The organism is Acinetobacter sp. YH16051, from assembly GCF_013417135.1.
Taxonomy (GTDB): domain Bacteria; phylum Pseudomonadota; class Gammaproteobacteria; order Pseudomonadales; family Moraxellaceae; genus Acinetobacter; species Acinetobacter towneri.
The window spans coordinates 159,963-173,280 of the sequence record NZ_VPEN01000004.1; the positions used below are offsets into that span (position 1 = coordinate 159,963).

At 40.0% G+C, this 13,318-nt stretch carries 10 protein-coding genes; 4 read left to right on the forward strand and 6 right to left on the reverse strand.

Annotated elements, in window-relative coordinates; all coding sequences use genetic code 11:
• Positions 1 to 82: 82 nt before the first annotated feature.
• The 4 genes from FTV41_RS05415 to FTV41_RS05430 all read right to left on the reverse strand — a co-directional run bounded on the left by FTV41_RS05415 (position 83) and on the right by FTV41_RS05430 (position 4,214).
• Positions 83 to 727 (reverse strand): RluA family pseudouridine synthase, encoded by a 645-nt coding sequence (locus FTV41_RS05415; RefSeq protein ID WP_154320656.1) that lies wholly within the window; start codon positions 725 to 727, stop codon positions 83 to 85.
• Positions 728 to 1,213: 486 nt separating this feature from the next.
• The gene (gene hemL, locus FTV41_RS05420; RefSeq protein WP_131260835.1) at positions 1,214 to 2,515 is read right to left on the reverse strand and encodes a glutamate-1-semialdehyde 2,1-aminomutase; all 1,302 of its coding nucleotides are present in this window, start codon (positions 2,513 to 2,515) and stop codon (positions 1,214 to 1,216) included.
• A gap of 46 nt (positions 2,516 to 2,561) precedes the next feature.
• A complete protein-coding gene (gene thiE, locus FTV41_RS05425; RefSeq protein WP_096900945.1) occupies positions 2,562 to 3,182 on the reverse strand; it encodes a thiamine phosphate synthase in 621 nt (206 codons plus the stop codon).
• A 642-nt stretch (positions 3,183 to 3,824) separates the two neighbouring features.
• Positions 3,825 to 4,214, reverse strand: a complete 390-nt coding sequence (locus tag FTV41_RS05430; protein ID WP_373682951.1) for an Mpo1-like protein — start codon at positions 4,212 to 4,214, stop codon at positions 3,825 to 3,827.
• Positions 4,215 to 4,717: 503 nt separating this feature from the next.
• Between FTV41_RS05430 and FTV41_RS05435 the strand changes: the two genes are divergently transcribed.
• Complete coding sequence (locus FTV41_RS05435) at positions 4,718 to 6,184, forward strand: CYTH domain-containing protein (RefSeq protein ID WP_179996251.1); 1,467 nt, start codon at positions 4,718 to 4,720, stop codon at positions 6,182 to 6,184.
• A gap of 204 nt (positions 6,185 to 6,388) precedes the next feature.
• Complete coding sequence (locus tag FTV41_RS05440) at positions 6,389 to 7,855, forward strand: CYTH and CHAD domain-containing protein (protein ID WP_179996252.1); 1,467 nt, start codon at positions 6,389 to 6,391, stop codon at positions 7,853 to 7,855.
• Positions 7,856 to 7,976: 121 nt separating this feature from the next.
• Here the strand turns inward: FTV41_RS05440 and FTV41_RS05445 are convergent, their stop codons facing one another.
• Positions 7,977 to 8,609: a hypothetical protein gene (locus tag FTV41_RS05445; RefSeq protein ID WP_179996253.1), complete on the reverse strand. Its 633-nt coding sequence runs from the start codon at positions 8,607 to 8,609 to the stop codon at positions 7,977 to 7,979.
• A gap of 108 nt (positions 8,610 to 8,717) precedes the next feature.
• Here FTV41_RS05445 and FTV41_RS05450 point away from each other — a divergent pair, with 108 nt between their 5' ends.
• A complete protein-coding gene (locus tag FTV41_RS05450) occupies positions 8,718 to 9,119 on the forward strand; it encodes a DUF3144 domain-containing protein (protein WP_004973007.1) in 402 nt (133 codons plus the stop codon).
• 141 nt (positions 9,120 to 9,260) lie between these two features.
• On the forward strand, positions 9,261 to 10,325 hold the full coding sequence (locus tag FTV41_RS05455) for an amidohydrolase (RefSeq protein ID WP_096901876.1): 1,065 nt from the start codon (positions 9,261 to 9,263) through the stop codon (positions 10,323 to 10,325).
• A 96-nt stretch (positions 10,326 to 10,421) separates the two neighbouring features.
• On the opposite strand, the gene FTV41_RS05460 is transcribed toward FTV41_RS05455, so the two are convergent.
• Positions 10,422 to 13,214: a pitrilysin family protein gene (locus tag FTV41_RS05460; RefSeq protein ID WP_257221916.1), complete on the reverse strand. Its 2,793-nt coding sequence runs from the start codon at positions 13,212 to 13,214 to the stop codon at positions 10,422 to 10,424.
• Positions 13,215 to 13,318 lie beyond the last annotated feature (104 nt).

Consider the following 13,318-nt stretch of genomic DNA (forward strand, 5'->3'; position numbering starts at 1 on the left):
TCAGGGCGTATAGCAATATATTTTGACATAAAGCGCACTAAAAAGAGAGCCTAAAGCACAGGCTTTGCGTAATCTTTTTCGCTTAAAATGGGACTGGGCAAACAAACTGTACACGTTGCTCAGTTTGTGGATGTAGAAAACTCAATTCTGCTGCATGTAAACACAACCGAGGCATGAGTTGTTGCTGTTCGGGCGTGGCATATAAAGTATCACCAATAATTGGATGACCTAAATATTGCATATGCACTCGCAATTGATGCGAACGACCTGTAATCGGCGTCAGTTGCACACGAGTCACAATTTGCCCCTGCAATTCAAATTGCTCCAATGCACGCCAATGCGTTAACGCAGGTTTGTTATGGGTTGCATCGGCAATGTGTAATGGAGGATGTGCAGGATCATAGACCACAGGCACATCTACAGTGCCTTCACCTTGCAGTTGCCCTGCCACCAATGCCTGATAGGTTTTATCGGTTTGGCGTTCTTGAAACTGACGCGAAATTTGTTTTTGCGCCCATTTCGTGAGTGCAAATACCAAAATACCCGAAGTATCACGATCTAAGCGATGAATCAGCAAAGTGCGCGGCTCAATTTTAACTAGACGACTCATCACACAATCTTGCAAATCTGCTGTTTTACCTGGAACGGTGAGTATGCCAGCGGGTTTATGTATCACCATAAACTCATCGTCACGATGAATCAGGTGTTCGCTTAGAAAATTACTCAATTTCAATTCCGGGCCGATCGTGAAAACAAGGCGGCAATAATAAAAAGCCTGACACAGAATTACAATGCAAAATACATCAATTCCCGATGAATTTTCCGATTTACATTCCTTAATCAGACAATCTGCTGAATTTTAAATCAGCCTGCTTTTAGAAATGTGGGTTTTATAGCATGCAGGAGGCTTTGTTGCATAAATATTTTTTAAGATACTGTTTTAAAGGTTTTTAAAATTTGGATAGAAAAATACAATGAAATCATAGTGCAAGATAGTTGCACAACAAAGCCGTTCTGAAGCTATATCTTTGATGGCGGGAGCAAATGAAGTAATAGGATTCATATTTAGTTTGACCAGGCTATTTTAGTGTTTAACAAGACGCTGATCTAAGCCTTTGATATTAAATTGAAGAGTATGTCTTCAATTTAACCTAAAGCATAGATATTTTGGAGATATCTATGCCTTTTAGGACAGTGTTAAGCAGAGGTCAAATTACGCCTTCATTTCCGCAAATGTTTCTTTTGCAGCTTGAATGGTGTAGGCAATATCTTCATCACTATGCGCAGATGAAATAAAGCCTGCTTCAAAAGCAGATGGCGCCAAGTTCACACCACGTTGCAACATTCCGTGGAAGAATTTACGGAAAGCATCGACATCGCAATTCAGCATAGAATCAAAACTGGTGATGTCATCTTGGTCAGTAAAATACAAACCAAACATCGCACCGACTTGTTGCGTCTTGAATGGGATACCTGCTTCATCTGCCGCAGCTTGTAAGCCTGCCAATAATTTTTCCAATTGCGCAGTTAAGTTTTCATAAAAACCTTCGGCACGTAAATGTTTAAACATTTCAATGCCTGCACGCATCGCTAATGGGTTACCCGACAAAGTACCTGCTTGATACACTTTACCTAATGGTGCAATACACTCCATGATTTCGCGTTTACCACCAAATGCACCTACTGGTAAGCCTGCACCAATAATTTTACCGAGTGTGGTCAAGTCTGGTTTAACATTATAATGTGCCTGAGCACCGCCCAAGCTAACACGGAAACCAGTCATCACTTCATCAATGATAAAAACTGCACCGTGTTCATCACAGACATCACGAATCGCTTGCAAGAAACCATCAATCGGTTTAACCAAGTTCATGTTGCCCGCAACAGGTTCAACAATCACCCCCGCAATTTCAGCACCAAACTTTGCAAAACATTCTTTTAAAGTGGCGATATCGTTATAGGGCAAAGTCAACGTGTGTTTGGCAAAATCGGCAGGAACACCCGCAGAAGTTGCTTCACCTTCACCACTGGTTAAAAGTCCTGAGCCTGCTTTGACCAACAGCGAATCTGAGTGTCCATGATAGCAACCTTCAAATTTGACGATTTTGTCACGACCTGTATAACCACGCGCCAAACGAATTGCGGTCATGGTGGCTTCTGTACCTGAGTTGGTCATGCGAACCAACTCAATTGAAGGCATAATTTCGCAAATAATATCGGCCAAAGTCGTTTCATGCACCGTTGGCGCACCAAAACTCAAACCATCTTCAGCTGCAGCTTGCACCGCCTGAATAATAGCAGGATGGGCATGACCTAAAATCATTGGTCCCCAAGAACCTACATAGTCGACATAGCGTTTGCCATCGACATCGTACAAATAAGCACCTTTGGCTTTTTCAATAAATACAGGGGTTCCGCCTACCCCGTTAAATGCGCGTACAGGTGAATTGACACCACCTGGAATATGCTTATTGGCTTGTTTAAACAATTGTTCTTGCTTTGGAGATAAGCTCATGGAGGCACTCAACTCAAAAAATAAAATAAAAAATTAGCTGTCTGCTTTAAGTGTCTGCTTTGAAAAGTGCAGACCAATCATAAACACGCTGTGCAACAGTATGCATCGGACGTCTTAATATATCACTAATCACTGCACATAAATCTGCACCTGCTTCAATGACAGGCTGACTGTTTTCAACAGTTAAACCACCAATCGCGCAAATTGGCACATTGAGTTGTTGCTTCGCCAGTGTGAGCGTGTCTAATGTAAGTGTACTTGCCTCAGGTTTAGTTTCAGTTGCATAGACTGCACCAAAAGCCACGTAGTTTGCACCATCGGCAATGGCTTGCTCTGCCAATTCAATCGAGTTATTACAACTGCGACCAATCAATACATCTTGTGGTAAACGTGCAACCGCTTCAACAATAGAGCCATCTTCTTGACCCAAATGTACGCCAACACCATATTTCACTGCAGTTTCAAGATCATCATTAATCACAAATGGCACTTTGTATTGATCACACATCGATTTCATATATTCAATTTCGTATGCCTGCTGAGCTTGAGGCACATTTTTACGGCGATATTGCAACACCGCGACTTCATAAGTTGCCATCGCCCCTTCTAATTTTGCCAAAAGCAGTTCGATAGGATCATCATTGGTAATCAAATATAAACCGCGCATAATCTCAGCCACAAATAATACAAGGTCTGTATTATTACACATTCAGGCGGCATGTGTCAGAACCTCAGGCTCAACAAGTTTTTTTATATAGGCTCTATAAGCTTCTATTTTGTTTGGGTTTTATTGAGTCAAAAACTTAAAAATACCAAATTCTAGTGATAGCGCTAAAAGATAGATTTAGCTTTAATTGAACTGCGCAAAACAAGAACTGCAACCAGTTCAATAAGATATGGATTTTAAAATCCATACGGGTGACTACAGCGAATAACGACATATTTAGGTCGCCCATTTAGACACATGATCATTTGTGCCAGAGCGCATGTGGGGATGCGACAAATGATCATGTGTCTATATTTTTTCATGCCGCTCTATCAGTAACCTGCTTGCTCTATATCCTTGCTTAAAGATGAATGATTTCTGATTTAACACCATTCTGAATATAATTTTTCACATAAAAAAAGCCTAGAGAAAGGTCACTCTAGGCTTGGAAAGTCACAAACTTTTATCAATAAATTTGATGACACATTATTAGAATATTCACTCTATCATTTCAACAAAAAATTAATTTTATTTGTACATTTTTTATGAAAATAATCACATATCGTCTAGTTTTTGCCTAAACGGTATAACTAAGCGCTCAATTCAACTTGGAATTTTATCTTTAGCACGATCTTGCAAACTTAAATGACCACGCAAAACATCGGCAAACATCCGCCAGTCTGAAATAAAACTATACACAGGCTGTTTAAAACTGGCAGGTTTATTTTTTTCAAAAACAAAGTGCCCGACCCATGCACAAGCATAGCCTGCCAGCAAACCATAGAGTACATATTTGACTTTTTTATGGCGTATGGCTTTACTCACACAATATAAACCGATACTACTGCCAACAACGTGCAAACGACGGCTCATAATGTTGCGGTGTTCAGTTAAATAAAAGCGATAAAATGTTGAATAATCCTGAATTGGCAATTCAAACTTGGGATCTGGTGTCGGCTCAAATTCGGGGTTTAATGCTGCGTTCATGTTCATCATCCTGATGTTTATAGGTTTGAATTATTTTTGCTACGCTCAACGACACTTTAAACTAAGCCAAAAAAAAACCAAACTCAAGGGTCTGTTGACACTTCGTCTATGTTTGCGACAACGCATATTTTTCAGCTGATATAAGGCATGAGACAGGAAATTTAGTCGTTCTAAATAACTGACTCATAACGCAATAGCAGCAAAAAATATGCTTGTCCTGAAAGGCTGTGGCTAAAACTTTCTCAGATTGCGTTATGAAACTTGGCAATAGTCTCGCTATTCCCTACGTTTCATGCCTGATCTGCTCAGTTTTAGCCTACAGCGCAAGCCATTTAGGAAATGCCAACAGACCCTAAAAAAGCCAAGGTCAAGCCTTACTTCTTGGCATATTTTAGTTACAATCAAACGCACTTTTGCAAAACCTTCGTTCTGCAATTTTCACAAATTTATAATACCAATTTGTTTGCCGCTGCTTTGGCGCAACATGCTTTACGTTCAGGATATTTTTCATGGTCGAAGTTGAATTAAAATTTCAAATTCCAGTCGCACGTCGTACTGCACTACTCAAAACTTTAGACCCGAAAAAATCGACTCAAATTCCATTAAAAGCACGCTATTTTGATACATCTGCGCACAGCTTGGCGCATCATGGCATGGCGTTAAGACTGCGTTTAGAAGGTGAGCAATGGGTACAAACTTTAAAAGCGGCAGGTCAAAGTCATTTTCATAGTTTTGAACATAACCATCCACTTGCGCCAACTGAAAATCCAGATACTCCACCACAACTTGATCTGCAAATTTATCAAAGTATTCCCGAAGCACAACAATTGCTAAATCAAGCTTTGGGACAAAATTGGGATCAGTTGCAACTACAATTTGAAACCGATATTCAACGTACCTCACGACTAATGACCGTTGAAGATACTGACATTGAAATCAGTTTAGATGTTGGTCACATTCGTTGTGCAGATGCTGAAGTTGAAGTACATGAAGTTGAGTTTGAACTGAAACAAGGTTCAATTCAGCAATTGCTGGCTTTTAGTTTTGAATGGGTGAAAAAATTTCATTTATGGCTGGATGTGCGCAATAAAGCAGAAATTGGACATTTGCTTTCTGTGCAGCAAAAAGTCAGCCCTGCGGCTCAGAGCAAAGAATTTCAATTCAGTAAAAAAGACCATGCCGACCAAAATTTACGCCTGTTAATTGCACAACAATTACAGCATTTATTGCCCAATATTGCCGCAATTTCTGCTCAAGTTGCCGAACAAAGTCATATTGATCAGGCGCAGTTCGCTTTGCAACATTTACAACTAACACTATCCTTATTTAAAGATTGGTCGAAGCATTTAGGCGATAAATGGGCCATGCAAATTGCAGCATTTAAACAACATTTTGATCACCTGCAGCATTTGGAACACATGCAAGCCACACTCGGCGCATTTTTACAGAACCCGACGACTGCAGAGAACCTAAAAAAAGATACCTTGTACGCCCAAGAAAAATTGGTCAATTTAGTCCGTTCAACGCAAAATGTGCATCACTATTTAGAATTATTGATGTTTAGTTTAGCCGCGAGCGATCACTCAGGTTTAGACTTAAAAACTGCCGCACAAAACACGTTGCAACAGCAATATAAGCAGTTACATGAACAATTACAGCACAGTGATATTCACGATTTTGAAAGTTTAGATCAACTGGCTTTGCGTATTCAGGAACTAAAATTTAGCTTCCCCATTTTGACGCATATTTATGATGTCAAAAATTTGCAGAAATATAGTAAAGCTTTGAATGATGCACAGCTTGCAGCACAGGAATATCAAGTGTTGGCATCTTCTGCAGCATACATTCAACAAACTGAATTGGAAGCGAGCGACTGGTTTGTTTTAGGTTGGCTCACTGCAAAACAGGAAGTGTATGCACAGCGTTTATTGGAAGCGACAGAACAATTTATGGTGAGCCGTAAATTCTTAAAATAAGTATCCTTAACATCCTCAAAGCACACGCTAAAAATACTGCAATACAACGGCAGCCTTTTGAATATTCCTTCGGCTGCTTTGAATTAAAAACTGAATACAAATTATTTTCTTTTTCAAGCTTTTGTTCACAGCTCTCCCCTTGTTCATTTATAGATTTACACTATAGTTAATAGAACGTATCTTTTTTCATCGAGGGAATTCCCGATGTCTGAAATAGAGTTGAAATTTCAAATTCCACATAATTATCGTGCGGCATTCGAAATAGCATTTAAAAAGAACAAACTAGTTCAACAACAACATTTATGGGCTAAATATTATGATAGTCCTGACCAGCACTTAGCCAAACAACGCATTGCCCTGCGTCAGCGTTTAGAGGGAGATATTTGGCGACAAACTTTAAAAGCGCCTAGTCCACAACATTATGAACGCTTTGAGCTTGAACATGAATTAGGACATGATGCGCCTGAATTGTGTGATTTGGCATGTTATGAAAATCATAAACAAGCTCGGAAGATTTTAAAAAAGGCTTTGGATGGTTCAAAAGTCAATTTAACTCTGCAGTTTGAAACCGATGTTTTACGCTACAGTCAATTGGCACATTATAAAAACAGCCAAATTGAAGTTGCTTTTGATTTAGGTGAAATCCGACAAGGTAAAAATTCGATTGAAATTTACGAAGTTGAGTTTGAACTGAAACAAGGTGAAATTGCAGATTTAATTGCCTATATTCAGCCGTGGATTAAAAAATATCATTTATGGCTCGACACACGTAGTAAATCGCAGCGTGGCAATATGCTGTATAACAATGAAACCATGATTCCTGTACAGCAGCAAAGTGCTTTACAATTGCAACACCCCGAAAATATGCATGAGTTGTTGACACAAATTACTCAGAATTGTTTGGCACACTTGCTACCCAATGCAGCTGCGATTGCCAGTCAAGATTATGCCAGTGGGCATGTGCATCAAGCGCGTGTTGCCATTCGACGTTTACGCAGTGCCTTAAAAATTTTTGCTGAATATGATGCGTTGGCAAATAACAATTGGGAAAGTCAATTGGCGACACTTTTTCAGCAGTTAGGTTCGACCCGCGATCAAGATGCTTTGCGCGAAAGTCTGATTCCGCAACTTGAAAATGCAGGCTCACCTATTACCGAACTACCACCTGCAGCATCTGAAAACATTGCGATTGATGCAATTTTCCGCTCACCGACCACAACCTTATTACTGTTACAACTTATGAGTTTTGCACATTCGGCTGCGATTGCAGATGCAGAATCAAAACCATTCAAAAAAGTATTACGTAAACGCTTGCAGAAAATGCATCAACAAATTTGTGATGATACAGGTCATTTCCAAACCTTAGATGTGGACTCTAAACACCGCACACGTAAGCGTGTGAAACGCTTACGCTATACCGTGGAGTTTGTGAGCAGTTTATTTGCAGAAGATGATGTCAAAACATATTTAAAAACTCTAAAACCATTACAGGAAACTTTAGGACATTTTAATGATTTGATGGTGGCACAAGGTTTATTCGAAAGCCATACCCAAGCGGAACCGAAAACATGGTTTGTATTGGGTTGGATTGCGTCGGAACAACGTCATATTTCCATACAGATTGAACAGGATTTACAGCAGTTTGCTGAAAGTCAGCCTTTTTGGTCGTAGTTGAAGTTTGATCATCAATCAATGATCACATTTAAGCTCAACAGGGATTCATTTCATGTTGAGCTTATTTTTTATATCTTAGATTAGTATTTAATCTGCAAATTCCAAACTTTCTAAAAGATTAACGATATTTACCAAATACTTTCCATGTTTGGTTATCTGCCAAAGGGTCTTGATAACTGTCACTGCGCTGCTTACGTGGCTTATCTCGGGCATCGACCAGTTCAAAATGTGGTTCGACACTTAACACAATACCATTCACATAAAAACGGGTGCGCGTGTAGTCACTTTGCCCATGCTGAAACACATAAGTACGCAAATCAATAAACTCACGATGTGCCACCAGTGCTGCACTGTCATCGCTGTCTAACCAACGCTGCATAACCTGAATTTCCTGCGGTTCAAATTGCCCACATTTTTCAATCAGGCTGGCAATCCCTCGAAAAGTTTTCGATTCTTTGGCGCGGGTTTTATTCACTCGAATCCGATCGACATGAAAATAAAATAAAGGCAAGTTCAAATGACTGGGCAAATGCACCGCATCAATGACTTCATCTTGCATAAAAGGTTGAAATAAATCCTGCGCGCGTTCAATCAACCCTGTCCATTGCTTATAGTATTCTGCTACTTCTGCACGTGTACCATAGTAAATCGGCAAGCCTTCAACATGGGCAAGTTGCACGGGTGGCCAAATATTTTGACGTAATAAAGCAATGTCGCTTTTTAAACTTTGTACCGCAATCGCATCTTGCATCAACCACTCCAATTTTGCTTAGGCTATTTTTAGCTTAAGGCAAAGGTTTTGTTTCTGCAAGGCTTTGCCTATAATGAAACATTCAGATTTTTAGCTTAGGAAAAATTCATGGTTCAAAAGATTGAAGCAACCGATGTAACCGAAGAAGAAGCATTAAATGCGGCTTTTTTTGAACGTGCCGATGAATTTATTAAACAGGCCAATGGCTTCTGTCATTTTGAAAAAGGCTCCACAGTAAAACCTGCCGAAATTCGTGGTCAGGTGAGTGCTGCCATGTTATTTGCTACTGCACGTTTTAATACTTGGGTGGCAGCCAATAATTTTAAAGATGGCAATGAAATGCGCGATGCCAAAGACCAAGTTATGTCATATATCTTGCAGCAATTTCAAATGATGCTTGAAGATAACTATGATGAATATTGCGAACAGTTTGAAAACTATTTGCGCTTCCGTCACAACGAAGAATTTCATACCCATAAACATGATCACGACCACTCGCACGATCATTAATTTTGCATATAAACAAAGCCCTACGGGGCTTTTTTATTGCGGCTAATTTTCAAACTTGTAGATTTCGATAAATAACCCTTCCCTTTTGTAACATGATGGCTTTGAATAGTGAAATAATAGCGTCATAAAAACAGGATCATTATGCAGAATCTAGGATTTGCACTCATTGATGCACATATTCATCAGTGGGATCCGTATAACACGCCACACAGCGCACGACTTGCTGTTAAGCTTTTGGGCAAGCATCCCAATTTGCTAGATAAAACCATCCGCCTGATAAAACCGAAAACACTCATTGAAACTTTGGGACGCACCGAGCACGTCACATCGCCCTATTTACCTGAGCATTATGCCCGCGACTTAGGTTTTTATACGGCTGAAAAAGTTGTGCATATTGAAGCCAATTGGCACAACCATAAAGGCAAAGGTGTAGTTGGTGAAACCGAATTTATAGAAAGTCTGGATTTTAAAAATAATGGTTTGGCTTTGGGCGCGATTGTCGCCACTGCAGACCCGCGCGATTCTAATTTTAAGAAAATTCTAAAATTACATCACAAAGCCTCTCCAAACTTCCGTGGAATTCGTAAAATGGCAGCCGTGCATGAAGATCACGGGATTTTCTCTTGGGCAGACGAACCACATTTATATCGGAACAAAAAGTTTCTAAAAGGTTTTGAAGCTTTAGCGCAATATAATTTAAGTTTTGATGCATGGACGTATTCGACCCAATTGGGCGATGTCTTGGCGCTGGCTAAACAATTTCCAGAAACTTCTATTGTACTTGACCATTTGGGCACACCTGCAGGGCTGTTCGGGCAAGTTGGCACACATACAGGCGTGACCAAAACAGCACGGGAAAACATTCTGTTTCGTTGGCAAGAAGATATTGCCGAGTTGGCACACTGTCCAAATGTTTACAGCAAAATTTCAGGGTTATTTATGCCTGTTTTAGGACATCAATTTCACTTGCAAAAACGTGAAGCCTCAAAACAGGAAATTATAGATTTAACTGCACCACTGATTCAGCATGCCTTACAAAGCTTTGGAATATATCGGTTGATGTTTGCTTCCAATTTTCCAATGGATCGAGTGAGCACGTCTTTGGTCAATTTAATTGATGCGACTAGTGATATTGTTGCGGCCTATCATCCAAATGCTTTGCAGCAAGTGTTTCATCATAATGCCAAACAGTTTTATCGTTTATAAAGCTTTAGCCAATTGAGCATAGATAGCAAACTTGAAGACAAAAAACGCATCGAAATGGATGCGTTTTTTGTATCTGCTCAAAATTAAATTGAATCTTTATTTAGACTGCGGCTTTAACGGCAGCACCTCAACATTGGCTTGACCATATTGATCGGCGGCTACTTCAAGCAAATGTTCTAAGCGTAAATATTTCTGAATCACAGCATCTACATCGGCTTTGCTGAGTTTTGCTAACGCTTGATCACGTCGCTCACGGTAACGTAAATCACGACCTTGTTCTAATTGTGGCACTAACATACGGTGGATACTGCGTTCATCTTCCAAGGCAGTCACACGTTTTTTCAAAATATCGGCTTTTGCAGCTTCAACTTCTTGCAAGCTGACACCATCACGGCGCAATTCCTGCAACACTTTATGCACCGCCTGTGACACTTGAGCCGACTTGCCTGCACTGTATTGCGCAGAAATACTGAGCGCACCCGATTGTTCAAATTCACTTAAACTCAAACCACTACTAAAACCATAAACCAATGCATTTTTTTCACGTAATTCTTGCGCCAAACGTGAAGACAATTGCGATTCGCCCAAAATATAACTCAGCACCATCATGGCAGGTGTGTCAGGATGATTTACGCCCAAAGGCAAGGTCAATAAACTTTGATAACTGCCAAATTCGCGCTGTTCTGCCAATACATGCAACTTTTTCGCAGGATATGCCGTATAGGCTGAATCTAAGCGTTGATACACTTCCGTATTACGCGATTGCCCCAAACGCTGAACTAAAGTTTTTTTAATTTGTTTCGGATCAAACTCACCTGTAATGGCAATCTGTGCATAATTCATGGCGAAAAATTGACGATATAACTGCTGCACCTGCGCTTGGGTTGCAGCTTGCAGTTGTTGCTTCGCAAATCCAGGTTCGAAGTGATAGCGTAAATCGCCCTGCGGGTAAATTTCAATTAAACGCGCCATAGTCAAAGCAGCCACAGTTTCAGGCTCGGTATAAGGTCGTTCTAAACTGGATAAACTTTGAGAACGAATTAAATCAAACTGACTTTGCTCAAAACTTGGGTTTTGCATGACATCTAAAACAAAATTAAAAAACGCATTAAACTTTTCTTTTTTTGCCACAATTTGAATATGAATCGCATTAGCATCGGCTTGTGCAAAAGCCGAACCACCTGCAGCAATTGACTGATCGGCGATGTCTTGCAAACTATGCTCTTGAGATGCACGCAGCAACAAATACGCGGTTAAATCTAAAATTTCGCCCTGCTTAAATAAAGATTGTGCCGTACCAAAATTTACCGAAATAGTGGCATAGGTTTTATCATCACGCGTTGCAGTTGGAAATAATGCATACTTGGCACCATTTTTTAAGCTGCCACGCTGAATCTTTTTTTCATTTTGAATCAAAGCTTGTTTGGATTTTTGCACATAGTCTGTCACTTCTTGCTGATAACTTTGCACGTCTTTCAACGGTGCAACAGGTGCATCTTGCTGATCTAAAGTTTTTGCTGTTTCAGCCGCTTTCTTTGCTGTAAGTGCCTGTTTTTGATCTTCAGGGGTGGGTTGAATATCCCCTATTATGCGATGTTCTGCAGTAAAAAATTGTTTTAAATGCTGATTAAGAGTATCTACATTTAACTGCTGAATATCTTGTAAATCTTGCCAGTATTGTGTCCAATTCCCCTGATAAGCCACAGCATAATCACTCAAGCGACCACCCAAAGCCACTGCATCATTCATGACACTGTCAGCCTGATTTTGAATCAAGTTTTTAACACGTTGTAACTCGGCATCATCAAAGTTTTTTGCCTGTTCGATGCTTTGATTCAAGCCAGTTTGTACTTGCTTGGCATCATGATTGGGTGCATACAAAGCCCCCATCAACACCAAATTAAAATCTTGATCTAACCATGTGCTAGACTGCACCATGGTACTTTTGCCTGTTTCTACCAGTGCTTGATACAAATGCCCACTCGGTTGCAATGTATGTAAATATGGTGACAGCACCAAAGCGGTTTTGATCTTTTCGTCATTGCCATTTAAATACAGATTAAACTTGGCCAGTTGACTGCCCTTTTGTACCACAAAATTTCGTTGCTGAATTTTGTTACTGTCTAATCGAGGCACTTGTACTTGTTTGGGAATTTGTCGTGCTGCAATTGGACTAAAATGTTGATCAATTTGTTTTAACACCGCTGCCTGATCAAACTTGCCTGTCATCACTAAAATAGCATTATTAGGCGCGTACCATGTGCGGTAAAATTGATTTAACTCCTGCATTTTAATGGATTGCAGTTCGTTTAAATCGCCAATGGGTAAGCGTCCGAAATACTGATTACCATAGGCCGATTTCCACACCTGATCTAACAAGACTGAAAACGGTTGATCCATACGCACTTCGCGTTCACGCTTTACAATCGCAATTTCGGCAGGCACATATTTTTCCTGCATGACCAATTTATCCATGCGTTCCGCTTCAAGATAAATCATCTCATTGACGGCGCGAGTTTCAGGACGAATGATGTTGGTGTATTTAGTCGAGTAATAGTCGGTGCTGGCATTGTGCATTAAACTATATTGATCTAAACGGCGCTGAAACTCCTCGGCAGGTACGTTTTCTGTACCTTTAAATGCCAAATGTTCCAACAAGTGTGCCAAACCACCTTTGCCTTGTGGATCATTCAATGAACCCGTTAAATACACCATATTCATAAAGACTTTATTTTCTTTCTGATTGGGTGCCAAAATGACTTTTAAGCCATTATCAAGTTGATATTCTTGTATTTCTTGCTTAGATTTTACTAAAACTGGCTGCGCGAAAATCACGCCATTAAATGCCAGTACACATAAAGATAAAGTGAGAGTTTTAAAACGTAGCAACTTCTTTTTCCCGATTGATTTCATTCTATTTTTTGATTTGCCATGAAATATGACAATTTTCAACTTGAGCGCAAACAGCATAACAAGCTGCAATTAAACCCACA